Genomic DNA, 24,488 nt, shown 5'->3' on the forward strand with positions numbered 1-24,488 from the left:
AACCTTAATTAGAAAATGAGAATAGCAGTAACAATACTATTGGCATGTTTTTTATTAAAATCCTGTGCCAAACCTGAAGCCTCCGGAAAACAGGTGAGTATTACCGTAGAGAACAATAAAAAAGGAGCCCCGATAACCTTGGGCATACCTTTTCCAAAAGGCGAATTGAATTCCGTGGACCATCTTCGATTGTTGACTTCCGATGGAAAAGAAATTCCATGCCAAACCACCGAGGTAAGCAACTGGGGGCCAACGGACGATAGCGTAAAATGGATATGGGTGTTCTTCTTTTCAGAGGAAACGCAGGATTATGTATTGGAATATGGAAATAATGTCGTGCCCATGCTTCCAACAGAAAAAATTGTTTCTACCAACAATATGAGACCGCAGGGAGGAATAGATGTAAACACTGGACCGTTGTCCTTCTCCATACATAAAAAAGGAAACGGTTTTTTGGATGAGGTATTTTTAGATTCGAATGGAGATGGAAAATTTGATGAAAAAGAATTGCTGGTTTCCGCTCCGGAAAAAAACAGGGGGTCGTTCCTGGATTTGTTGGACGATTCGGGAATCGATGCTTCCAAAGCCGTGATCAATGAAGTTTTTAGGGAAAAAGGATCAGGTCCCATGCATACTATATTCCGGATAGAGGGGACCTATACCTATAATCGGGACGATAACAATCTGTCCCCCTTTACCATTTGGTTGCACGCCTATGCAGGGGAAAGTTATATAAGGGTATTGCATACAATGACCTATACTGGCATTCCGGACAAGCATAAACAACAAGAAGGCGAGCATGCCAATATTGCCACTCAGAATGAAAAAATTATCTCCGAGAACACAGAAGATGACAAGGGTTGGACGCAGCCCAATGATCAAATTGCGGGCGTCGGACTTCAGTTGAAATACCATTTGGATGATGATGTAAGCGTTTCCATGCCACTTTACGATGGTGATTGGAAAAACGATGAAGCATCGACCAAAATGGAACAGCTGACCGTCGATAACGAAGGTCCTGTTCAACTCCTTCAAAAAGGTCCTGGATACAGAAAAAGTACAAGCCTGAGAAGTTTGTATATGAACAATTTTGATGACAATCAAGAAAATAAAGAAGTTGAGGAAAAACTTGGTTTTGAAGCTACGGTTTCCAAGGGAGAAAATACGATGGCCAAATCCCAGCGGGCCAAAGGATGGCTCAATGTGACCGATGGTACCCGTGGTGTAGGGGTTGGTATCAAAAATTTTATGAAAGAATATCCCAAAGGGATCGAGGTGGACCCGACCAATAATATATTACTTGGCAGCATTTGGCCCAAGGAAAACGGTCCCATGAGTTTTGCAAGGCACAATTCCGAACCCGATGGAGGTATGTTGGCCAATTTTGCGCAGGGAATCACCAAGACCACTGAATTTATCTATTATTTCCACGATAACAGTCCCGAGCAGGAAGTTGGGGATAAAATGGATTACGTGATAGAAAGTCCCGTTGCACATGCCGATCCAGAGTGGTATACCAATTCCAAAGTATATGGCAACATGGCACCGGCTTCCCAGGAATATCCGGAGTTTGAAAATTCCTTGCAGTACAGGTTCCAATGGTGGGCCTATAGCCAAAAACACGAACCTTGGTACGGTATGTTCGACTATGGAGACGGAAAAAGCTATTTTTTCAACGGTAGATGGGTTCAATGGACGAACAACGAACCCACCGTGGATTTTATGCTGTGGACCAATTTTATGAGAACGGGAAACCCGAAATATTATAAATTGGCCCAGGCCATGAGCCGGCATACCATGGATGTCGACAACATACACTGGCCCAAAAAGCGGACGTATTATGGAGAGATAAACGACGCCATCGATTTTTGGAACTATGAGGACGAACCGGAATCCACTCCCTATTTGGGAATAGGTCGGCGACATGCCAACGAGCATTGGTATGCACTTTTGAGTGCCCACGTTTGGATACAGGGATGGATAGCCGATTACTATCTTTCTGCCGACCATAGAGCCTTGGAAGTGGCAAAAATGACAGGGGATACCTATATCAAAAGAATTTGGGGAGATCATGACCTGAGGGGACGTAGGTTATACCTTTCTGTGCTGAACTTAGTGGAGTTGTATGATGCCACCAAGCTTCAAAAATATAAGGATGAACTGGACGAACGAGTCGACTTGATGCTCGAGTTCCAAGAACGCCAAGGAGGCAATCTTTTGTTGGACCGATATGGATATAGTCAAACCTATGTGGCTCAAGGACTGTACAAATACCAACAGATAACGGGTAATGAAGAGGTAAGGAAAGCCCTTTTGAAACATGCAAGATGGGTCAAGGACGTTCCACCTTTGAACCATGAAATGGAGTCCTATTTGGCCACCATTTATCCGTTGCTGCTAGGGTATGAGATCAGCGGAGACAAAGTTTATTTGGATGAGGCGTTGGCAAGGGCCGAACTGCTTAAGGTGGGAGAATTGCCCAAAGCGCCCGAAGCGTACGAAAACACACAATCTTACAGTGAAGACCTCCTAAAAATATCCAACTTGCCGGAAAGCAAGGGACGCTTTACCAATTGGCAGACAAATCAGGGACTCCGGGTATTTGGTTGGACACATGCCTATAATGTTCCCTACTTGATCTATTGGATGGATAAAGAAAATATCGACTAAAACGCGTAATCTTCGAAGGGGGGTAATCCGGCCAGGTGCCGATTGCCCCTTTTCTTTTTGCAACTAACCAAACTACTAGAACACGATGACATACAAAAAAATTGGATTTGTACTGGGTCCGCTGCTATTTACTCTCATCCATTTATTTTTTAAGGGTGAAGGCCTGTCCGATCAAGGTCGGGATATATTGGCGGCAACCGTATGGATAGGTATTTGGTGGGTGTTCGAAGTGCTTCCTATCGCCGTTACAGCATTGCTGCCCATAATTCTGTTTCCTCTTATGGATACCATCCCTTTGGGAGATACCACAGCAAGTTATGGAGACAAATACGTTTTTCTGTACATGGGTGGTTTTATGTTGGCCATGGCCATTGAAAAATGGAACCTGCACAGGAGGATTGCTCTTTATATCATTAAGGCCATCGGTACAAACATGTATACCATTGTGCTGGGATTTATGGTCGCGACCGCCTTCTTGTCCATGTGGATTTCCAATACCGCAACCACGGTAATGGTATTGCCCATGGCCGTTTCCATAGTAAAACAATTAAAGGACAATCCCCAGACCCCGGAGAACGAGAATAAGATTTTCAGTAAATTATTGATGCTCTCCATAGCCTATGCCGCTTCAATTGGAGGAATTGCCACTTTGATCGGGACGCCTCCCAATTTGGTATTCGCCGGATTTGTTCAAAAAACGTATGGGGTAGACATCAGTTTTTGGCAATGGATGAAGTTTGGTCTTCCCGTGTCTGCCGTGCTCTTGGTGCTGGCCTGGCTCTACCTTACCCGCTTGGCATATCCTTTGGGCAAGGCCCGATTTCCTGGCGGAAAAAAAGAGATCAACAGACTTTTATCAGAATTGGGGCCTATGGGGAAAGAAGAAAAAATGGTATTGTTCGTTTTCGTTTTTACGGCACTTTGTTGGATAACGCGTTCGTTCTTGCTCCAAAAATTCATCCCTAATATTGATGATACCATCATAGCCATCGGGGCAGCAATCCTACTCTTCATTATTCCTGCCAATAGGTCGGGGGAACCTCTTATCAAATGGAACGAAGCCGTAAAAATACCTTGGGGAATCATATTGCTCTTTGGTGGGGGCATGGCCATCGCCAAAGGATTTCAGGAAACGGGATTGGCCAGTTATTTAGGTGCTCAAATGACCTTTTTTGATGGTTTTCCTTTATTTATGCTGATATTGCTTGTAATCACTTGTATCAATTTCTTAACTGAAGTAACCTCCAATTTGGCCACAACTGCAATGATGCTTCCCGTACTTGCGCCTTTGGCCTTAACCTTGGGCATAAACCCTTATCTATTGATGGTAGCCTGTACATCCGCGGCCTCTTGCGCTTTTATGTTACCGGTAGCGACACCGCCAAACGCAGTTGTCTTTGGGTCTGGCTATTTACGGATTCCGGATATGGTCCGGACCGGATTTTTCATGAATATCTTATCCATAATACTCATGTCCGTGGCAGTTTTTTATTTGTTGCCAAGGTTATGGGATTTTTAAAAACTAAAAATGGAGCGAAGAATGGACGAAGCTTACAAAACCGGTTTCAATACCTCCCAAACATTCTGGGCAACCAATTTTTGACCTTTTACGGTAGGATGGATTCCGTCATTCTGGTTGAGCTCGGGAATTCCCGCCACATTTTCCAATAAAAATGGAATCAACAGAACATCCTCACTACGGGCCAGTTCCGGAAAAATATGCTCAAATTCAGAAGTGTACTCAGGACCCATGTTCGGTGGGATTTTCATTCCGGCCAAAATAATTTTGGCTTCCGGTAATTTATCCTGAACCGTATCCACCATACTTTGTAAGTTTGATCTGGTTTCCGATAGGGGTACACCTCTAAGGCCATCATTGGCCCCCAGTTCAATAATGATGACATCGATACCATCTTCCAACACCCATTCCAACCTATTTTTTCCACTTGCGGTTGTTTCTCCGCTCAAACCTGCATTGATCACACTGTAGTCCAGCCCAAGGGAATCAATTTTTTGCTGGATAATGGCCGGAAAAGCTTGGTTTACCTCTAGTCCGTATCCTGCGGTAAGGCTATCCCCAAAGAACAATATCTTTTTATTGGAATCCTTGGATTCGCCAGTGGTAACCTCTTCGGTAGTTGGTTCGTCGGACTTTTTCTGATTATTTTTTTCACCACAACCCACCAGCAGGAGCGCCAAAAAATAACAAAAGATTAACTGGCTTGGAAAGCGTTGGGTTTTCATGGTGATAAGGATTTTAGTATTTTGAGAGTTTTAACCAAAACTAGCTATGTCAAAGATATTAAAAGTTCAACAGCTCTCTAAAACCTATCGTAGCGGAGAGCATGATCTTCATGTGCTCAATAATGTTTCCTTTGAAGTGGAGAGTGGCCAAACCTTTGCCATTGTTGGCCCATCGGGTAGCGGAAAGACCACTTTATTGGGGTTATGTGCTGGGCTGGACACCACGGATGAGGGCGAGATTTGGCTCTGTGGGGAAAATTTGTTCAAACTGGATGAAGATGGAAGGGCCCGGTTGAGAAATCAGAAAGTAGGTTTTGTTTTTCAGGATTTTCAGCTGTTGCCCACCTTGACCGCTTTGGAGAATATTATTGTACCGTTGGAACTTCGTGGTGTTAAAAAAGCCATGGACCAAGGAAAGGAACTTCTGTCCAAGGTTGGGCTTCAAGATAGGGCGGGGCATTACCCATCCCAATTGTCCGGCGGGGAACAACAACGCATAGCGCTGGCCCGAGCATTTGCCAATAAACCTTCCATACTTTTTGCCGATGAGCCAACAGGAAATTTGGATGACGAGACCGGAACCAAAATAGAAAATCTACTCTTTGAACTGAACAAGGAACAAGGAACGGCACTGGTTATCGTGACCCATGATCTTGAACTGGCCCAAAAAACAGACAAAAGCATCCGGTTACGATCCGGAAAAATAGAGAAAACCATAGGTTGAACATGGAAAAGGAGAACAAGGCGGGATTTTTATGGTTGCTCAAAATGGCATGGCGAGATGGAAAGGCAAGCTATGGCAAACTTTTGTTGTTCGTTTTTTCCATAATCTTGGGGGTTGCAGCGGTTGTTAGCGTACACTCCTTCAGTTCGTTGTTGAAGGAAAATATCGCCTCGCAGTCCAAGGCCCTTTTGGGAGCTGACTATGTAATCGAAAGTGATAAGCCCGTAAATGACAAGGTACGGGGAATCATGGATTCGTTGGGAGGTGCCGATGCTCGTGAAATCAATTTCCTGTCCATGGCAGCTTTCCCCGGCAACAAAGGTGCCAAACTGATGGAAGTCAGAGGGGTGGAGGGAGGCTTTCCATTTTATGGGGATTTGGAAACCAGTCCCCTTTCAGCGGTCGATGAATTTAGAGAGGATAAAGCGTTGGTGGATGCCACCACCATGCTACAATTGAACCTTAAGGTAGGGGACAGCATCAAATTGGGAGCGGTCACGCTACCCATAGCAGGGACATTGGAAACCGTACCGGGAAGCACTTCCGTGTTCGGCGCCATTGCTCCTCCGGTTCTGGTACCCTTTCGTTATATCGATTCGACCGGTCTTGTCCAAACAGGAAGCCGGATAGAATATAAATACTATTTTAAAGCGAAGGACGGTCAGGATATGGCCGTTTTGAGCAAAGAGGTAGAGCCCGTTCTCGATTTGGAAGAAGCCGATTTGGATACCCATCTTTCCGAAGCCAGACGCATGGGAAGGCGATACGAAAATTTTGGAAAATTCCTGAATCTTGTAGGTTTTATTGCTTTGCTTTTGGGATGCGTTGGTATTGCCAGCGGAATGGGAATTTATGTCCAGATGAAAATCAAATCCATAGCCGTTCTTAAATGTTTGGGAGCTTCAAAACGGCAGAGCTATCTAATTTTCTTTATCCAGATAGCAGGTATGGGAATCATTGGAGGACTGTTGGGCACAACTTTCGGATACCTCCTGCAACAGCTGTTTCCTATCTTATTGGGCGATCTGTTGCCGGTGGATGTAGCGGTCACATTTTCATTTCAAAGCTTTTTACTTGGACTTTCGTTGGGTTTGGCCATGTCGGTCCTGTTTGCACTCTATCCTTTAATGAGAACCCTGTATGTTTCACCGCTTCAAGCGTTACGCGTGGTACAGGAAAACCCGCCGCGGTCCAGAAAGGCCACTACGGCCGTAGGCTTGGGAATAGTACTGTTTGTTTTCGGTTTCTCCTTATGGCTTTTAAAAGATGTAGTGCGCTCTTTGTTCTTTGTTGGTGGGCTTCTTGTCGTTTTTTTGGTGCTTACCGCCGTTGCACGATTTTTTATGGCGATGCTGAAGAAACTGTTTCCACATTCATGGGGTTTTATCGCCCGGCAGGGACTTCGAAATCTGTTTAGGCCTCAGAATCAGACATTGGTTTTGGTATTGTCCATTGGCATTGGAACCTTTTTGATCAGCACACTATATTTTACCAAGGACATGCTTTTGGAAAAAGCGGCCATTGAGGATAGAGCCAATAGCGCTAACATGATACTTATGGATATCCAGAATCCACAAATGTCTGCTGTTTCCCAAACCATTGAAGCATCGGGATTATCGGTTATTGATAGGATTCCTATCGTTACCATGCGTGTCGAAACGCTCAACGGGCGACACGTCGAGGATATCAGAAAGGATTCGACATCCCAAGTGGGTCGGTGGATTCTGAACCATGAATTCCGGGTTACCTACCGAGACAGTCTTATTGGTTCCGAACGACTGTTGGAAGGGGAGTGGGTAGGTCAAGCGGATTTGGGCTCCGACATTCCTATTTCAGTGAGCAGTGATTTTGCAAACATGGCCAAAGTAGCTATCGGTGACCCGGTATCGTTCAACGTTCAAGGAAGAATAATGGATACTGAAGTTGCGAGCATACGTGAGGTCGATTGGACAAGGTTACAGCCCAATTTCTCCATTGTTTTTCCATCCGGGATTTTGGAGAATGCACCTCAGTTCGGGGTAATGACCACGAGAACCGAAAATGACAATAGTTCTGCCCAGCTTCAGCAAAAATTGGTCCGTGAGTTTCCTAATGTCTCCATTCTGGATTTAAAACGAATTCTAAACCTTTTGGAAGATATTTTGGGTAAAATAGGATGGGTCATCAACTTTATGGCATTTTTCAGCATTTTTGTGGGTATCGCCGTACTAATGGGGGCCATCTACAGCAGCAAACACCAAAGGGTAAAACAGGGAGCCCTGCTTAGGACGTTGGGTGCACAAAGTGCCCAGATTTTGAAAATGATAGCCATAGAGTATGCCGTACTCGGATTTTTAGGTGCTTTTATGGGAGTATTGCTCGCTGTTTTGGGAAGTTCGCTATTGGCATATACTTTGTTCGATAGTGCTTTTGCACCATCATGGATTCCTTTCTTTGTCATTCTCCCCGCTATCACACTTTTGGTATTTGTTTTGGGAGTGGTCAATAGTTTAAGTATCGTCAGAAACTCCCCCCTATCTGTATTGAAAAAGGAAAAGGAATAAAGACAGGTTTCACGATCGTTACCTTTTTTTTGGCTTGCCCATCACCCTGCTTTTCCGTAATTTAAGAAGGCCCTCACGATCAATTTGGTTTTAGATACGCATTGAAACCCAAATTTTAAGGGTGAAAACTGTTGTTGGGGGGGTATTAATGGTTGTTGGAATGGTTTTTTTTTCAAAAATCCCCAAAATTCACTTTAATAGGTATGTAAGCTTCCTAAACAAGGTCTTATTAAAAACACAAAATGCTAAAAAACAGAACGGTACGGAATTGTCAACAGCTGTATTTTAAACGATTTTTTAAGGTGCTGCTCCTATTTTCCATTATAGGATTATTGTACCTGAGTTGTTCGCCCAAATATTCAAAGATTTCTCTTCCATTGGATGAACTTGAGGACTTTACCGAAAGTGGTGATTCCACGGTCAATGATCAATGGTGGCAAGTTTTTGAGGATGAACAATTAAATACTTTGATAGACAGCGCCATGGCCGCCAACTTGAACTTGGCGGCCACTTGGCAACGTTCTTTGGCCTCAAGGGCTTCCATCCGGTCGCAAGCTTCCAATAAGTGGCCCTCCATTGAAGCATCCGCCCAGTCCGCGATTACATTACCGGAACCGGATTTTGTAGGTGGGGAGAACACGCAATTGGGTTTTTTATCCAGTTACGAGTTGGATCTATGGGGAAGAATAGGTACCGCGGTGAATGCGGAAAAATTTAGGTCGGAGGCCACATATTTTGATTATCAGGCCATCTCCCTTTCACTCTCGGCGGAAATTGCCACAACATGGTACCAATGGGTCACGGCAAAAAAACAGCTTGAAATCACCGAGAATCAAATAAAGACCAATGAAGCTATCATCAAACTCATTCGTTCGCGATTTGTGGGCGGACAGATCAGAGCTGTGGATATTTTGCGTCAGGCCCAATTACTGGAGCGTACTAAAGAACAGAAAATCATCTTTGAAACGAATATCCGTCTTCTGGAAAATCAACTATCCGTTCTTTTAGGGAAACAGCCACAAATAGGAATCGAAACAGATAAGACCTCCTTACCAGATTTGCCCGAATTGCCAAATACAGGACTACCATTGGAACTTGTAAGGCGAAGACCGGATCTAAAGCAATCCTTTGCCCTCTTGCTTGCTGCCGACCGCGACATGGCCTCAGCGGTGCAAAGTAAATATCCCAGGATTTCTTTGAGCGGAAGAGGACAATTACGATCCAACAATTTTGATAACCTTTTTGATAACTGGGCGTATTCCATTGCGGGAAATATTTTGGCACCGCTATTTTATGGAGGACGTTTAAATGCCGAAATCGACAGGACCACGGCAATAAAACAACAACGATTGTACGAATATGGTCAGGCCACCTTGGTCGCTTTCAGGGAAGTGGAGGACGCATTGGTGCAAGATGTAAAGCAGACGGAAAGATTGGAGAACATTCAAAGGCAATTGGAACTGGCGGAAAAAAGCAACAAACAGCTGCGGGTAGAATTCCTGAATGGCTTCAGTCCCTATTTGGATGTCCTTTTGGGCCTTGATCAGGAACAACAACTGAGAAGGGACTACGTGGACGCCCAAATGCAGCATATTCAAATACGAATCGCACTTTATAGGGCATTGGCCGGTGGTTTTGATACTGGACGAGATGTGGACAATAAAAAAAGTAAACTAGACGAACTCTATGAACAATAAAAAAATAATTTGGATTTGTTTGGCCATTCTAGCAGGGGGAATTCTGGTCACCACCCTTATCTTTTTTACCGAACCCGAAGCTGAACGTGAGGGTGCCAGTATTGAAACGGCCATATTGGTTGATGTGGTCAAAGCTGAAAAGGGAACCTATGCGCCGACCATTGTGGCAACGGGCACCGTGCAACCTGTCGAAGATGTCGTTCTCAGTCCCCGGGTATCCGGTCAAATACTACGCCGAGATCCCGCTTTTACCCCTGGTGGTTTTGTCAAAAAAGGAGAAATTCTGTTACAAATAGATCCTTCCGATTATCAAAACACACTGGAGCTGAGAAAAAGCGAACTGATGCAATCCGAAACGGCCCTTGCCACAGAAATGGGCCGACAACAAATTGCGGAACAGGATTTACAGCTGATTTCCAACGACTCCCTCTTTGGCGACAACCCACTTTCCGACAACGAAACCGAATTGGTGCTCCGTAAGCCACAATTGAATGCCGTAAAGGCAAATATTGAAGCGGCAAGGGCCTCAATGAGCCAAGCAAGGTTGAATTTGGAACGGACCACCATCCGAGCCCCTTTTGATGCGCATATCCTAAGTCAGAATGTTACCACAGGCTCCCAAGTGGCCCAAGGAGACAATCTAGGACGGATTGTGGGAACCGATAGCTATTGGGTAACCGCAACAGTTCCGATTTCACGATTGCAGTGGCTTAAATTTCCCACGGGCGACAATGAAAAAGGTTCCATGGTGCGCATAGAAAACTCATCGGCATGGCCAATGGGAAGCCATAGAGAAGGTTATTTGGACAGACAAATAGGAGCTTTGGACAACCAGACACGCTTGGCTAGGGTTCTCGTCAGGGTTCATGATCCTTTGGCGACCTCAAAAGAATTGGAGGGCGCACCCAAGCTTATGATAGGAACCTTCGTGGAGGTCCATATACAGGCAGACTCCATTCCCGATGTGGTGCGGCTGGACCGAGATTTGGTACGGAGCAACCAAACCGCATGGGTCATGAAGAATGATGTTCTTGAAATCAGGGAATTGGACATTATTCTGAGTGACAATCAATATGCCTATATCCAATCAGGTTTGGAAGAGGGCGATAAGGTCATATCGACCAACCTAAGTACCGTTAGCAATGGTATTGAATTGAGAACGAAGTCCGAAGAAACTTCTTCGGAAGCAAATGATTAAAAGAGGGTGTTATGGAAGAGAAAAAGAGAAAAAAGAAAGTAAGAAAAGAAGGAGCCATTGGTTATATGGCCCGAAATTCCATTGCCACGAATTTATTGATGCTGGTTCTTTTGGGAGGAGGGATATTTACCATGTACACTATACAAAAAGAGGTGTTCCCAGAATTTCAATTGGATTTTGTGGATGTTTCCGTGGCCTACCCGGGAGCTTCCCCGGCGGAGGTGGAACAAGGAGTTTTGCAACCGGTAGAGGAAGCCGTAAGGAGCGTGCAGGGCATCAAGGAAATCGTTTCCCAGGCCAATGAAGGTTCGGGAGAGGTCAATATAGAATTGGTAGCGGGAGCAGAAAGAATGAAGGCCTTTCAGGACATTGATCAGGCCATAAACCGTATCCGTACCTTCCCGGATGATATTGAACGTCCAGAGGTAAGCCTGAGGTCGCGACAGAGGGATGTGCTTCAAATCGGACTTTATGGAAAAGCCGACATATGGACCCTACGTATTCTTGCGGAACGATTACGTTCCATATTGTTGAGCAATCCCGAAATCACCCAAGTGGAGCTCAACAATGTACCGGATTATGAAACCAGAATAGAAATAACACGAAACAACCTTCAAAAATATAATCTGACCCTGGGCCAAGTGGCCGATATTATCCGTCAAAGCAGTGACGATGTGCCAGCGGGAGCGGTGCAGACCCAAAGTGGGGAAATTTTGTTGCGGATGAAAGAGCGCAAACAATGGGCCGAGGAATACGGTAACATTACCATAGTTTCCTCCCCATCTGGTGCCAAAGTGAGCCTTGCGGACATTGCTACCATCACGGACGATTTTGAAGAAACCGGATTTCATGGTCAATTCAACCAAGAAAATTACGTGGAACTTCGGATTTTTAGAATCGGTGATCAATCCCCATTGGAAATCGAGGATGCAGCGTTGGGAATCCTAAAAGATTTTAAGTTGCCGCCCGGAATAAAATACCGAACCGATAGCAATAGGGCCTCCGATTATCGTGAACGATTGTCCTTGCTTACCGAGAATGGCGTACTGGCCATTATCATTGTATTGCTGATACTTACCCTCTTCTTGGAATACCGCTTGGCTTTTTGGGTGATGATGGGTATGACGGTCTCTTTCATCGGCGGGATGATTTTCCTTCCCCTCATCGGAATAAGCGTCAACATGATTTCCATGTTCGGTTTCCTGGTCGTATTGGGTATTGTGGTGGACGACGCCATTGTTGTTGGGGAAAACGTGTACGAATACCGAAAAAAAGGGCTAAGCCCTATAAAAGCTGCAATTGCAGGTACCAAAGATGTGTCGAGTCCTGTGGTCTTTAGTATTACCACCACGATTATTGCATTTGTCCCTTTGTTGTTCATGCCCGGCGAAACCGGGAAATTCTGGCAACCGCTGCCCGCAGTGGTCATCGTAATATTGGCAGTTTCCCTATTGGAGGCCCTTTTTATATTGCCCTCTCACTTGGCACACCTAAAAAAAGACCCCAGCAAAAACAAATGGGTTCAAAAACTGGAAGGTTGGCAAGGCTCTTTCGCCAATAAATTCAACGAATTTGTTGATAAGCGGTACCGCCCCCTTTTGGATACATGTCTAAAACACCGTTACATCACGCTTTCTGTGGCAATCGCACTTTTGTTAATGGTCGGAGGGTATGGTTACAGTGGCCATATGGGAATGATCATGATGCCCGAGGTCGCTGCTGACGAGATAGAGGCAGGAGTTCGGTTGCCCGTGGGCACAACACCCGATCAAGCCGCCAAAGTGGCCCACGACATTTCTGATGCCACCCAGCGAATGTTCGAAGAGCACAACCTATACGAAGTTGCCGAAGGCATAAAAACCAATGTAAGGGGACAGAACTTTATTGATGTAGAAATTGTAATGCTGCCACCAGATCAGAGGGACATTACTGCGGGGGAAATGATTGCCCTCTGGCGGGATAATATTGGGGATATCGAAGGAGTGGACCAAATTACCTTTGAGGCAGAACGAGGACCCGGAGGTGCTCGCCAGGCCATCAGCATTGATTTGAGCCATTCGGATATCAATGTCCTCGAAAAGGCGAGCAGTGCCTTTGTGGAACGTATGGAAACCTTTGCGAACACAAGGGATGTTACCGACAATTATAACAAAGGAAAGCTTCAATATGATTTCAACCTATTGCCACAAGGAAGAAACCTTGGGTTAACCTCCAACGAAGTGGGAAGACAGGTAAGAAATGGTTTTTTTGGCGCATTGGCCTTGAGACAGCTCCGCGGAATGGATGAGGTGGAAGTCCGGGTGAAATTGCCGATGGAGGAACGCAAGGACATCAAAAATCTTGAAAACTTCCTGATTCGAACACAAGACGGTATAGAAGTCCCGTTGATGGATGTGGTTGAGGTAAAACAACGGGAAGCGTTTACCAGTATCAATCGTAGGGACGGCCGTAGAGTGGTAAACGTGGGTATGGACGTGGAACCCGCAAATTCCGTAAACAGGGTTATTGCCAAGGTGCAGGAAGAGACCCTTCCACAGCTCAGGGCGGATTTCCCCGGAATAACTTGGAGTTTTGAAGGAAGCCAGGCCGATATGAGGGAAAGTACCAGTACCTTAAAAGCAGGTTTTGCAATTGCCATGTTGCTCATTTACGCTTTGTTGGCCGTTGCCTTTGGCAGTTACATACAGCCTTTGATCGTAATGACGGCCATCCCCTTTGGAATCGTCGGGGCAGTGATTGGGCATATTTTACTGGGTTACGACCTTTCCCTGGTAAGTTTGATGGGGGTCATTGCGCTATCCGGTGTGGTGGTGAACGACTCTTTGATCATGATAGACTATGCCAACAAACGCCGTAAAGAGGGCGACCCCATATACAAATCCATTCACGAAGCAGGACTGCGAAGGTTTCGTCCCATAATACTAACTACCATGACCACCTTTGGTGGATTGGCACCCATTATTTTGGAAACCTCCAGTCAAGCTTTCTACCTGATTCCAATGGCCATTTCCTTGGGCTTTGGAATCGTGTTCGCCACAGCGATCATATTGGTCATTGTTCCCTGTCTATATTTGATACTGGAAGATGCGAGACTTTCCATACAAAAGGGAAGAACAGTGAAGAAAGTAGATGTTTCCGAGAGTGTTGTTTCCTGATTGGTATCCGGAACCTCTAATTTTTGGAAAAATTGAGAATCGGAACTAAAAAGGTTGCGTAATTTAGTGGTATGGCAACGGAGGAATTTCATATCACCAAATCAACCGGGGAAAAAGTGGATTTCTCCATGGAAAAACTCAAGGATTCGCTTCTGTTCAGTGGTGCATCCGAAGCCATGGTGGAGGAAATCGTACAACGTGTAAAGGATGAACTCTATCAAGGAATTACCACCCGCGAAATATACAATAGGGCCTTTGCTCTTCTAAAGAAAAAAGAATCCGTTTACGCATCAAAATACAAGCTCAAAAAAGCTATTTATGAACTTGGACCCACCGGTTTTCCCTTTGAACGATTTATAGGTGGAATTTTACACTATTCGGGATACGAGACCAAAATTGGTGAGGTGCTACAGGGGAGCTGTGTTTCCCATGAGGTTGATGTGATCGCCACAAAAAATGGCACCCTGAATATTATTGAGTGCAAGTTCCATGGAGAGGACGGGCTTAAATGCAATGTAAAAGTCCCTTTGTACATCAACTCAAGATATAATGATGTAAAACGGCCCATCGAGTCCCAAAAGCATAAAACTTTTAAGGAGACCAAGGGTTGGGTGGTCACCAATACCCGATTTACACAAGATGCGCTGGAATATGGCAAGTGTGCCGGGCTTTACCTTCTTAGCTGGGATTTTCCCCAGGGCGATGGCCTCAAAGAACGGATTGACAGGTTACGGTTATATCCGATTACGGTTTCCACATTGCTCTCCAATAGAGAAAAACATTTTTTACTGGAACGGGATGTCGTCCTTTGCCGTCAATTGATGGACCATATTTTTTTATTGGACCACTTGGGGGTTTCCTCAGGCAGAAAGCAACGCATCCTAAAAGAAATGAAAGCACTTTGTAATCTTTGAGCATACTATGAAAAAACTTGAGGTTCATTTTTTGGGCGCTTCAGGAACCGTTACGGGATCTAAATTTTATCTGCATTCTGAAGAAATCAGAATTTTGGTGGACTGCGGACTGTTCCAAGGAACCAAAGAACTGCGCAAGCAAAATTGGGAGCCCTTGCCCATTGATGTTTCCCAAGTGGACTACGTACTGCTCACCCACGGACATCTGGACCACTGTGGCTATTTACCTCTTTTCGTACGTCAAGGGTTTCGGGGGAAAATTTTGGGAACTGGACCTACCCTTGAGATTGCACGGATCATATTGGAGGACAGTGCCAAAATACAGGAAGAAGAAGCCGCCCGGGCCAATAAGGAAAAATATAGCAAGCACGACCCCGCCTTGCCATTGTACACCAAGGAAGATGTTGCATTTACTTTGAAGCTATTTGAAAGGGTTGACGAAGGCGAGAAAGTTTCCCTGTCCGATAATTGTTCGGCAACTTTTTTGTACAACGGACACATCATTGGCTCCACCTATATCAATATAGACCTGTTCGGAAAACAATTGGTTTTTTCGGGCGATGTGGGCAGGCAGAGGGACGAGTTGCTCAACGCTCCCAAGCAACCTGATTGGGCCGACTATTTATTTGTGGAGAGTACCTATGGGGATAAATTGCACCCGGTCGAGGATGTAGAGGGTATCTTAACGGAGTTGATCAACGATACCCTGCATAAAAAAGGCACGTTGATCATCCCTTCTTTTGCGGTGGAACGGTTACAATCCTTAATGTATCAATTGTGGAAACTCTACAAGAAGAACAGGACTCCCAATATTCCCGTTTTTGTGGACAGTCCTATGGGCAACAATGTATTGGAAGTATTTAAAAACTTTCCGGATTGGCACAAACTTTCCGCTGCCGAGTATCAAAATACGTGCAATCATATCAATATTGTGAGTTCATATGCCGAAACTTGGGAAACCATAGACGACCCTAGGCCAAAAATTGTAATTGCCGGGAGCGGTATGGTCACCGGAGGCAGGGTGCTCACTTATATCAGACAATTGGGTGATCTGGAGTCCACGCATATTGTATTGGTCGGGTTCCAGGCGGAGGAGACCCGTGGCAGAAAATTGCTCGAAGGGGCTGCCGAACTGAAGATATATGGCAAGTATGTTCCCATCAAGGCCAAGGTTCACCATCTGGAAAGTCTATCGGCCCATGCCGACCAATCAGAACTTTTGACATGGATGGGCACCATAAAAAATATCCCCGAAAAGGTTTTTCTGGTGCATGGAGAAAAATCCTCTTTGGAAATATACAAGGATAAGATCCATGAAAAATTTGGATGGGATTGCCACATTCCGGAAATGCACGAAGTGGTCGAGATCATACTTTAGTACTACCTCTACAATTTTTCACCGTAGCTCAAATCTCCTGCGTCCCCCAGTCCGGGAACAATATATCCCTTGCTGGTAAGTCCATCGTCCACGGCGGCGATCCATAGTTGGGTATCTTTTGGGAAGACCTGTTCCACCTTAGCCAATCCGGGCTTTGACCCAATGACCGATATGATATGGATTTGTTTGGGAGTTCCGTGGCTTTTGAGCACATTGAGCACATTTTCCAAGGTTTTTCCCGTGGCCAACATGGGATCGGTCAATATCAATATTTTATCATCAAGGGCAGGAGCGGCAAAGTATTTCACCACCACTTCAAAGGCGTCATCATTATTTGGATGATGCCGATAGGCCGAGATAAATGCATTTTCGGCTCCATCAAAATAGCTTAAAATACCGTGGTGCAAGGGAAGGCCTGCACGCAGAACGGAACAAAGCACCAATTTGTCCGAACAAACAAAGGATTTTTTGGTGCTCAAGGGCGTTTTTATCGGTTTCTCTTCATAATCCAAGGACTTGCTAAACTCATAGGCAAGGACCTCTCCTATACGTTCGATGTTGCAACGAAATCGCATGGCATCTTTTTGGATATCAACATCCCTGATCTCTGAAATAAAAGTATTGAGTATGGAATTGGTTTGGTCAAATTGATGGATGATCATTGTCAATGGATTGATTCTCCTTAAAAGTAGCTGTTGTTGTGAAGATATAAAAATGAAATCCCATCTGTGGAAGTTTCATGGGGATAATGATATTGGTCATTGGAAAAAGAGCAGAATTTTATCGAAATTTGAGGATGTCACTCACGGGATTACAAATTCAGAATTTTGTACAGACCTATGGATTTTATCGATTATTACAAGGTATTGGGCGTGGACAAGAAAACGTCCACCGAAGAAATAAAAAAGGCTTATCGAAAATTGGCCAGAAAGTACCATCCGGACCTTAACCCGAACGATAAGGAGGCCGAAATGAACTTTAAACGCGTTAATGAAGCCAACGAAGTCCTCTCCGATCCGGAAAAAAGGAAAAAATATGACGAATACGGAAAGGATTGGCAGCATGCGGAGGAGTTTGAGAAGGCCAAACGTTCCAGGTCTCAGCAAGGCGGTCAAGGAGGGCGTACGGGATATACTTATAGCCGTTCTGGTGGTTCTGCCCAAGACTTTTCGGATTTTTTTGAATCGATGTTCGGTGGAGGAGGCTCTGGTTTTGGCGGCGGCGGTCAGCGTGTGCGCTTTAGGGGCCAGGATTACAACGCCCAGCTTCAACTGTCGCTTATGGATGTGTACAGCAGTCAGAAGCAGACACTGACGGTAAATGGTAAGAATATTCGATTGACGATTCCCGCGGGGATTGAGGATGGACAGACCATCAAAATAAAAGGTCACGGAGGGCTAGGGATAGAAGGTGGACCAGCAGGTGATCTGTACATCACTTTTTCCATAACAAACAATACCAATTTTAAGCGTGATGGTGCCAACCTTTACAAAAACGTGGAAATTTCTTTGGTAAAAGCAGTGTTGGGTGGCGAAATACAAGTGGAGACCTTAACAGGGAAAGTAAAATTAAACGTTGCACCGGGAACGGAAAACGGAACCCAAGTTAAGTTAAAGGGGAAAGGCTTTCCAAAGTATAAAAAGGAAGGACAGTTCGGAGATCTTTACCTCACATATACAATCAAGATACCAAAGAATTTGACCGCCGAACAAAAATCGCTGTTCGAAGCATTGGCAAAAACCGATCTAGCATAGAAAACCATGAAACAGGAAAACTACATATCCGTAAAAACATTTTGTGAACTCCATGGTGTTGGTGAGTCTTTTGTCCACTCCATGTACGAGTACGAGATTTTGCAAATAGAGCAGGGGCAGAGCGAGGGAAAGTTACATGTTGAGGATTTGCCTCTTCTGGAAAAAATGGTTCGTCTGCACAACGAACTGGACATAAACCCGGAAGGTATCCAGGCCATCCACCATCTTTTGACACAAGTGGAGCGTTTACAAGAGGAAGTGGCGAACCTTAAAAGAAAGTTGGATACTTTGGAGTAAGTCTTCCGTGGTACAATTCATGACCACCATCATAGTAATCCAGTGGGCCACATGTTACTTTTAGGAAAAATTATAAATACCTTCCCATACAAGAGATACATCGCATAAACAAAATATATCATGAAAAAAATATTGGTGCCGGTCGATTTTTCGAAACATTCCGAATATGCCCTGGAAGTAGCGGCCACAATGGCCGGACAATTTGATGCAAGCATTGTTCTGTTGCATATGATCGGGATGTCGGATTCCGTGCTGGCCAATTCCGAAATAGCGGAGGAGGCCGAGGCGAAGTATTTTTTGAAACTGGCCAAGGAAAAAATCAAAGAGTTTACGGAGAGGGAATATTTAAAAGGGATCAAGGTGAGCGCCATCATCCAAAATTATAAGGATTTTGAGGAGGTCAACCACGTGGCCGAGGAGCAAAACTGCGACTTGGTCGTTATGGGGTCCCATGGCACAAGTGGTTTCAGTGACCTGTTTGTCGGGTCCAATGCCGAAAAGGTCGTTCGAACTTCGGATGTGCCCGTTATCGTCATCAAAAAACCACAAAAAGATTTCCGTATTGGTAAAATAGTATTGGCCTGTGACCTTACCAAGGAAAACATCCCAGTTTATAAAAAGGCAGAAGCTTTCTCAGAATTGTTCAGGGCATCCCTTAAAATAATATACGTGAACACCGTAGGGGCAAATTTTATGGGCTATGACAACGTGGAAGAGCGCAAAAAAGCCTTTGAAAAAGAATTGGGCAAGGAGATACAGGTAGATTTTTATGACCACCGAAGCGTGGAGGAAGGCATTTTGAACTATTGCTTTGAACAAAATGCGGACCTCTTGGTCATTCCCACGCACGGACGCAAGGGATTGGCCCATTTTGTGGTGGGAAGTTTGGCAGAGAACGTATCCAATCACGCCAAACTCCCGGTTATGACCATAAAACTTTGATCAGTTGTCAAAAAGCAACTGAAGACGCCCCAACAACACCAGTTCGGACTTGTTTGTTCCGGCAAAGGCGGCTGCAATGGCACGTGAGGTGGACATGGCCAGGCTTTTAACCTGTTCCGTAAAAAGCTTTTTATGGTCGTTGTAAAAAGCTTCAAAATCCTCGAATATTTCTTCACTGTCCTTTTCATATTCCAGAAGCCAATCAAAAACCGTAACGATTTGAAAGGCGGCATCGGTACCATACTCATCTTCGATATCATCGACCTCCAGCCAATGTTCCCGAACGAGCTCGTTAAGTTTGTCCATTTCTTTGGCGTGCACACTATGGTCCACTATGGCCATGGCATAGAACAGTTTCCCCAAATTCTCGTATAATTCTTTTCCGAACCTTTCCTTTATTTCCAACATTTCCTTAAATTTTAAAGCAATTATGCTAAATATACCTTTGAAATAAATATTTCGACATGATCAAAATCAGTAAATTTAGAAATTGTTTTGGAAGTATTTGAAGAAAGTAACGTATTGGGGATGTTTTCGGAGGTTATCTCCGAAGGTATCATCATTGTCAACGAAAATCAACAGATCACTGCCAGTAACAAAGCGGCGAACAAAATGTTCAATTATTCCGAAGGGGAACTTGTAGGGAAACCTTTGGATACTTTACTCCCGAATCACGCCAGAAAAAAGCATGACCATCTTGTGGACAAGTTTATGGGCGAGAGTAAGGCCCGTCAAATGGGGCAGGGGCTGGATTTGGTGGGTCTGCGGAAAGGTGGGGAAGAGTTTCCATTGGAAATAAGCCTCAACCCTTTCAAGCTTCAGGAGAGACGGTATGTTTTGGCACTGATCATGGACATCACCGAAAAAAAGAAAGCCGAACAGACCATTGATTACTGGTTCCAGATCTTTAATGAATCCCTAAACGAGATTTATGTTTTTGATGCAGAGTCCTTCATTTTTATCAATGTAAACCGGGGAGCCCAGCTCAATCTTGGATATAATTTGAACGAATTGAGCAGGATGTCCGTAATGGACATCAAACCAGAGGTTAGTCAAGAGGTCATGAAGCGCTTGATATCGCCATTGCTTTCCAAAAGAAAGGAAAAGGTGATATTTGAAACGGTGCACCGGCGTAAGGATGGGACCTTGTATCCGGTAGAGGTGCATTTGCAATTATCCTTTATCGGTAAGCGTCAGGTCTGTGTCGCCATTGTTCTGGACATTACGGAGCGCAAAAACTATACGCAACAACTGGAAAATACTGTAGACGAGAGGACCCATCAGTTAAAAGAAGCATTGCAAGCTGAAAAAAAACTCAATGAACTTAAGACCAAGTTCCTTTCCTTGGTATCGCACGAGTTCAAGACCCCATTAACGAGCATACTCACGTCTACATCGCTATTGTCCAAATACACGGAGACCGAGCAGCAAGAAAAGAGGAACAAGCATATTACCACCATTAAATCCAAGGTGAAATATTTGGATAATATCTTGACCGACTTTTTGTCGATAGAAAGGCTAGATCTTGGCAAGGTCAACTACACGATTACAAAATTTCCCTTGAGCAAGTTGGTCAATGAGGTGGTCTATGACTCCAACACCTTGCTCAAAGAGGGCCAGCGCATTCAATACCCAGTGGATATAGATGGCATAGTGCTGGAATTTGATGAAAAAATATTGGCGTTGTCCCTTTCCAATTTGGTACACAATGCCATTAAGTATTCCCCAGAAAATACGGATATTGAACTCAACGTCCACCAAGAAGGCGATCAGCTCAAAATTGATGTGGTCGACAAAGGACTTGGGATACCACCAGAAGACCAGCCCTTTATTTTTGATAGGTATTTTAGGGCTACCAATGTCCTCACGGTACAAGGAACAGGTATAGGCCTGAATATTGTGAGGCAGCATATGCACAACCTTAATGCCAATGTAACTTTTACCAGTGAAATGGGCAGAGGATCAACCTTTACGCTTTACATACCAATAAATAACAGAAAATGAAAAAAATATTACTGGTTGAGGATGACACCTCGCTACGCGAAAATGTAGCCGAACTGTTGGAATTGTCCGGTTTTGAAGTAAGTTCCGCCTCCAATGGCAAGTTGGCCGTTGAGATGGCCATGAAAGAACATCCAGATCTTGTACTCTGTGACATTATGATGCCCGAAATGGATGGCTACGGAGTATTGGAACAATTGTCCACCAATGAAAAAACACGGCATATCCCATTTATTTTTGTGTCGGCCAAAACAGAAAAACAGGATATACGAAGGGGCATGAACCTTGGTGCGGACGACTATTTGACCAAACCATTTGAAGAGGAAGAACTTTTGACCGCGATCGAGTGTAGACTGGCCAAGGCGGAGCAAATGGAAGCCTTGAGGAAGGAAAGGTCCAAAAATGGCGGTGGCGATCAAGAAATCAGATCATTGAACGAACTCAAAAACTTCTTTGATGATCATGGCAGGTTGTTTTCATTTAAAAAGGACGAGATCATTTATCAAAAGGGAGACCACTCCAATATGATCTATCTTATTTTAAAGGGGATCGTAAAAAGTTGCAGTTTGGATGAGGAAGGCAAAGAACTGATTACCTCCATCTATTCCGAAGATGATTTTTTGGGCTTTACATCGTTGACCGACCGCTTGCCCTACCAAGAATATGCCATGGCCTTGGAAGAAGTGGAATTGGCAGGAATCTCTAAGGAAAAGGTCAAAGGAATCTTGGAGGACAACAAGAGCGTAACCTTGGAACTCATGGATGTGATAGCGGGCGATTTGACCAGTATTAAAATGCAATTATTGCAAATGGCCTATAGTTCGGTGAGGAAGAAAACAGCACAAACGCTTCTGCTTTTCTGTAAAGCTATAAACAGGGACAAACCGGAATATTTAAAGATTGCCCGTAGCGATTTGGCAGGAGTGGCCGGAATAGCCACAGAAAGCCTTATTCGAACCTTGTCAGATTTTAAACAGGAGGGACTCATTGCCATTGAAAACCGGAATATCATGGTACTCAACAAGGAGGCCTTAGGTCAGGTAAACTGATTAAAACATGTCATAAATGGCGTAAGTGATATTTATCATTTTGTGTTTTTTGCCGAATGATAATCTTGTGCCATCAATTTATGACGAATGAAAAATATTTTGGTCCCTACGGATTTTTCACAAAACTCCATACAGGCATTAAAGTATGCACAGGTTTTGTTCAGTTCCGTGGAATGCAATTTTTATTTGCTGTATGTCGGCACTTTGCTGGACACAAAGAACGATGCCGTGACTTTTCAGGAGGAAGCCGGTGCGGATTCTGGTGAGAGCACCAAAAAGAAGCTCACTGACCTGGTGAAGCAGACCCGGCATCAAAGTACCGAAGCCAACCATTTCTTTTTTTCCCTGCACGAATACGGATTTTTTATACCCACCATCAAAAAACATTTGGAAGAAAATGATATCGACTTGATCGTGATGGGTACCAAGGGAGCATCGGGCCTTAAGGAAAAAGTCCTGGGCACCAATGCCGGCGATGTTATAACAAAAGTGCAATGCAATACCCTTGTGGTCCCCGAACAGGTACATCTTTCCAAACCACGCGAAATAGCCTTTCCCACAGATTTCAATATTTTTTACTCCCTGAGGATCTTGCGCCCCATGGAAGAGGTGGTGAAATTGGGCAAAGCGCAATTCAGGATCATGAACGCCCTGCAGGAAGGGGCCCAATTGAACGAGGCACAGGAAACGAACAAGGAATATCTTCTGGATATAATGGAAGAGACATTTCCCGAAAGATATAGTTTTCATACCATTACCAACAAAAAAGTAAAATCCGCGATTCAGTGTTTTGTGGAAAGCAAGGATATCGATATGATGGTGATGGTGGCCAAAAACCTCAATTTTATCCAACAGATCTTATTCGACTCCACGGTGGAAAAAATCAGCTTTCATACCAAAGTACCGTTTTATGTAATCCATGAATAAACGGAATTGTAAGGATCGGTTTCAACAAAAAACAGAAGTCTAAAAAACCAAATTACAGTCCAAGAGAACATGGAATAGGTGACGCAAATCATAAAATAGGTTTGGAAGAGTGTATAGCTTTGTTGTATACTGGGTTAAAACAATTGTACCATGATTCGAGTAGTATTGCCCACCGATTTTTCCAAAAATGCAGAGCATGCCATTTCTTATGCGGTCAAGACATTGGCAGATTCTACCTGCACCTTTTATTTGATGCATGCCTATACGCCGCCAGTTTACAGGGTGGACTATACCCTTGGAAGTCCTGGGCAGTTGGGGCTACCGGACGATGAAAAGTATAAGGCGGAGCAAGCTTTGGAAAAAACGAAGAAGAAGATCAAGGAACTCCACAATGTGCCAAAGCACACATTTGTGACCCACGCAGCCTTTAACTCCTTGGAAAGTGAGATTGCAGAAATCACCCAAAAGGAAAACATTGATTTTATTGTAATGGGCACCCAGGGAGCCACAGGAGCGAAAGAAATTTTCTTTGGGTCCAATACGGTACACGTCATTCAAAAGGCTACGATTCCTGTTTTGGCCATTCCTTCTGTTTTTGAATATCGACCACCGTACAATATTCTTTTCCCCACCGATTTTGAGGTGGATTACAGAAAGTCCAATATCGATTTTCTGGTTCAACTGTTAAAACTGTGGCACTCCAAGCTTCATATCATGCATGTAGCTTCCCCAGAAGGCCTTGATTCGGACCAAATCAAACATAAAGCATCTTTGGAAGGGATGTTGTTGGAGCACAACCATGAGTTTTATGATCTCCCGGATCAAGAATTGATAGGGGCCATCAATTATTTTCAGGAAAATACACCTGTGGAGTTGTTGGCCATGATAAAGAACAAGCACTCGTTCCTGGAGCGCTTATTTTTGGAACCTGTCATCAAGAACATCGGTTTTCATGGCAAGGTTCCCTTTTTGGTATTGCCGTATAACTAAAAACC

The 24,488-nt window shown here is 44.3% G+C and carries 19 protein-coding genes; 16 read left to right on the plus strand and 3 right to left on the minus strand.

Going from position 1 to position 24,488, the window contains the following annotated elements; translation table 11 throughout:
• The first annotated feature begins 15 nt into the window (after positions 1-15).
• Both SD449_RS18655 and SD449_RS18660 read left to right on the plus strand, forming a co-directional pair.
• Positions 16-2,670, plus strand: coding sequence for an exo-rhamnogalacturonan lyase family protein (locus SD449_RS18655; RefSeq protein ID WP_318312772.1), 2,655 nt, complete (start codon positions 16-18; stop codon positions 2,668-2,670).
• Positions 2,671-2,755: 85 nt separating this feature from the next.
• Positions 2,756-4,189 (plus strand): SLC13 family permease, encoded by a 1,434-nt coding sequence (locus tag SD449_RS18660; RefSeq protein ID WP_318312773.1) that lies wholly within the window; start codon positions 2,756-2,758, stop codon positions 4,187-4,189.
• A 32-nt stretch (positions 4,190-4,221) separates the two neighbouring features.
• On the opposite strand, the gene SD449_RS18665 is transcribed toward SD449_RS18660, so the two are convergent.
• Entirely contained in the window at positions 4,222-4,914 is a 693-nt protein-coding gene (locus SD449_RS18665; protein ID WP_318312774.1) for an arylesterase, read from the minus strand.
• A gap of 46 nt (positions 4,915-4,960) precedes the next feature.
• Between SD449_RS18665 and SD449_RS18670 the strand changes: the two genes are divergently transcribed.
• From SD449_RS18670 to SD449_RS18700, 7 genes are all read left to right on the plus strand, one after another.
• Positions 4,961-5,638 (plus strand): ABC transporter ATP-binding protein, encoded by a 678-nt coding sequence (locus tag SD449_RS18670; protein ID WP_318312776.1) that lies wholly within the window; start codon positions 4,961-4,963, stop codon positions 5,636-5,638.
• Between the two features lie 2 nt (positions 5,639-5,640).
• Positions 5,641-8,181 carry an ABC transporter permease gene (locus tag SD449_RS18675; protein ID WP_318312778.1) on the plus strand — a complete coding sequence of 847 codons (2,541 nt, stop codon included), beginning with the start codon at positions 5,641-5,643 and terminating at the stop codon, positions 8,179-8,181.
• Between the two features lie 242 nt (positions 8,182-8,423).
• Positions 8,424-9,878 carry a TolC family protein gene (locus tag SD449_RS18680; protein WP_318312780.1) on the plus strand — a complete coding sequence of 485 codons (1,455 nt, stop codon included), beginning with the start codon at positions 8,424-8,426 and terminating at the stop codon, positions 9,876-9,878.
• Positions 9,868-11,076 (plus strand): efflux RND transporter periplasmic adaptor subunit, encoded by a 1,209-nt coding sequence (locus tag SD449_RS18685; RefSeq protein ID WP_318312782.1) that lies wholly within the window; start codon positions 9,868-9,870, stop codon positions 11,074-11,076. Before SD449_RS18680 ends, SD449_RS18685 begins: the two co-directional genes overlap by 11 nt.
• A gap of 11 nt (positions 11,077-11,087) precedes the next feature.
• The gene (locus SD449_RS18690; protein ID WP_318312783.1) at positions 11,088-14,231 is read left to right on the plus strand and encodes an efflux RND transporter permease subunit; all 3,144 of its coding nucleotides are present in this window, start codon (positions 11,088-11,090) and stop codon (positions 14,229-14,231) included.
• 71 nt (positions 14,232-14,302) lie between these two features.
• Positions 14,303-15,145, plus strand: coding sequence for an ATP cone domain-containing protein (locus SD449_RS18695; RefSeq protein ID WP_318312784.1), 843 nt, complete (start codon positions 14,303-14,305; stop codon positions 15,143-15,145).
• 7 nt (positions 15,146-15,152) lie between these two features.
• Entirely contained in the window at positions 15,153-16,523 is a 1,371-nt protein-coding gene (locus SD449_RS18700; protein WP_318312786.1) for an MBL fold metallo-hydrolase, read from the plus strand.
• An 8-nt stretch (positions 16,524-16,531) separates the two neighbouring features.
• Here SD449_RS18700 and upp read toward each other — a convergent pair whose 3' ends face one another.
• A complete protein-coding gene (gene upp, locus SD449_RS18705; RefSeq protein WP_318312788.1) occupies positions 16,532-17,185 on the minus strand; it encodes a uracil phosphoribosyltransferase in 654 nt (217 codons plus the stop codon).
• Between the two features lie 177 nt (positions 17,186-17,362).
• Here upp and SD449_RS18710 point away from each other — a divergent pair, with 177 nt between their 5' ends.
• The 3 genes from SD449_RS18710 to SD449_RS18720 all read left to right on the plus strand — a co-directional run bounded on the left by SD449_RS18710 (position 17,363) and on the right by SD449_RS18720 (position 19,516).
• Positions 17,363-18,277, plus strand: coding sequence for a J domain-containing protein (locus SD449_RS18710; RefSeq protein ID WP_318312835.1), 915 nt, complete (start codon positions 17,363-17,365; stop codon positions 18,275-18,277).
• 6 nt (positions 18,278-18,283) lie between these two features.
• Positions 18,284-18,574 (plus strand): chaperone modulator CbpM, encoded by a 291-nt coding sequence (locus tag SD449_RS18715; protein ID WP_318312790.1) that lies wholly within the window; start codon positions 18,284-18,286, stop codon positions 18,572-18,574.
• A gap of 120 nt (positions 18,575-18,694) precedes the next feature.
• Positions 18,695-19,516, plus strand: coding sequence for a universal stress protein (locus SD449_RS18720; RefSeq protein WP_318312792.1), 822 nt, complete (start codon positions 18,695-18,697; stop codon positions 19,514-19,516).
• On the opposite strand, the gene SD449_RS18725 is transcribed toward SD449_RS18720, so the two are convergent.
• Positions 19,517-19,924, minus strand: a complete 408-nt coding sequence (locus SD449_RS18725) for a hypothetical protein (RefSeq protein ID WP_318312793.1) — start codon at positions 19,922-19,924, stop codon at positions 19,517-19,519. It abuts the gene before it with no gap.
• Between the two features lie 87 nt (positions 19,925-20,011).
• Here SD449_RS18725 and SD449_RS18730 point away from each other — a divergent pair, with 87 nt between their 5' ends.
• The 4 genes from SD449_RS18730 (at position 20,012) to SD449_RS18745 (ending at position 24,483) form a co-directional block, all read left to right on the plus strand.
• The gene (locus SD449_RS18730) at positions 20,012-21,520 is read left to right on the plus strand and encodes a sensor histidine kinase (RefSeq protein ID WP_318312794.1); all 1,509 of its coding nucleotides are present in this window, start codon (positions 20,012-20,014) and stop codon (positions 21,518-21,520) included.
• Complete coding sequence (locus SD449_RS18735; RefSeq protein ID WP_318312795.1) at positions 21,517-22,566, plus strand: response regulator; 1,050 nt, start codon at positions 21,517-21,519, stop codon at positions 22,564-22,566. Before SD449_RS18730 ends, SD449_RS18735 begins: the two co-directional genes overlap by 4 nt.
• Before the next feature lie 87 nt (positions 22,567-22,653).
• Complete coding sequence (locus SD449_RS18740) at positions 22,654-23,493, plus strand: universal stress protein (RefSeq protein WP_318312796.1); 840 nt, start codon at positions 22,654-22,656, stop codon at positions 23,491-23,493.
• 150 nt (positions 23,494-23,643) lie between these two features.
• Entirely contained in the window at positions 23,644-24,483 is an 840-nt protein-coding gene (locus tag SD449_RS18745) for a universal stress protein (protein ID WP_318312798.1), read from the plus strand.
• Positions 24,484-24,488: the final 5 nt, after the last annotated feature.

Source organism: Flagellimonas crocea (genome assembly GCF_033441595.1).
Taxonomy (GTDB): Bacteria; Bacteroidota; Bacteroidia; order Flavobacteriales; family Flavobacteriaceae; genus Flagellimonas; species Flagellimonas crocea.

Bases quoted from the DNA above. Each gene is read 5' to 3' on its own strand.
- SD449_RS18745 (WP_318312798.1), top strand. From the start codon at position 23,644: ATGATTCGAGTAGTATTGCCCACCGATTTTTCCAAAAATGCAGAGCAT.
- SD449_RS18710 (WP_318312835.1), top strand. From the start codon at position 17,363: ATGGATTTTATCGATTATTACAAGGTATTGGGCGTGGACAAGAAAACG.
- SD449_RS18660 (WP_318312773.1), top strand. From the start codon at position 2,756: ATGACATACAAAAAAATTGGATTTGTACTGGGTCCGCTGCTATTTACT.
- SD449_RS18685 (WP_318312782.1), top strand. From the start codon at position 9,868: ATGAACAATAAAAAAATAATTTGGATTTGTTTGGCCATTCTAGCAGGG.
- SD449_RS18735 (WP_318312795.1), top strand. From the start codon at position 21,517: ATGAAAAAAATATTACTGGTTGAGGATGACACCTCGCTACGCGAAAAT.
- upp (WP_318312788.1), bottom strand. From the start codon at position 17,185: ATGATCATCCATCAATTTGACCAAACCAATTCCATACTCAATACTTTT.
- SD449_RS18675 (WP_318312778.1), top strand. From the start codon at position 5,641: ATGGAAAAGGAGAACAAGGCGGGATTTTTATGGTTGCTCAAAATGGCA.
- SD449_RS18720 (WP_318312792.1), top strand. From the start codon at position 18,695: ATGAAAAAAATATTGGTGCCGGTCGATTTTTCGAAACATTCCGAATAT.
- SD449_RS18695 (WP_318312784.1), top strand. From the start codon at position 14,303: ATGGCAACGGAGGAATTTCATATCACCAAATCAACCGGGGAAAAAGTG.
- SD449_RS18670 (WP_318312776.1), top strand. From the start codon at position 4,961: ATGTCAAAGATATTAAAAGTTCAACAGCTCTCTAAAACCTATCGTAGC.
- SD449_RS18680 (WP_318312780.1), top strand. From the start codon at position 8,424: ATGCTAAAAAACAGAACGGTACGGAATTGTCAACAGCTGTATTTTAAA.
- SD449_RS18715 (WP_318312790.1), top strand. From the start codon at position 18,284: ATGAAACAGGAAAACTACATATCCGTAAAAACATTTTGTGAACTCCAT.
- SD449_RS18700 (WP_318312786.1), top strand. From the start codon at position 15,153: ATGAAAAAACTTGAGGTTCATTTTTTGGGCGCTTCAGGAACCGTTACG.
- SD449_RS18665 (WP_318312774.1), bottom strand. From the start codon at position 4,914: ATGAAAACCCAACGCTTTCCAAGCCAGTTAATCTTTTGTTATTTTTTG.
- SD449_RS18690 (WP_318312783.1), top strand. From the start codon at position 11,088: ATGGAAGAGAAAAAGAGAAAAAAGAAAGTAAGAAAAGAAGGAGCCATT.
- SD449_RS18655 (WP_318312772.1), top strand. From the start codon at position 16: ATGAGAATAGCAGTAACAATACTATTGGCATGTTTTTTATTAAAATCC.
- SD449_RS18740 (WP_318312796.1), top strand. From the start codon at position 22,654: ATGAAAAATATTTTGGTCCCTACGGATTTTTCACAAAACTCCATACAG.
- SD449_RS18725 (WP_318312793.1), bottom strand. From the start codon at position 19,924: ATGTTGGAAATAAAGGAAAGGTTCGGAAAAGAATTATACGAGAATTTG.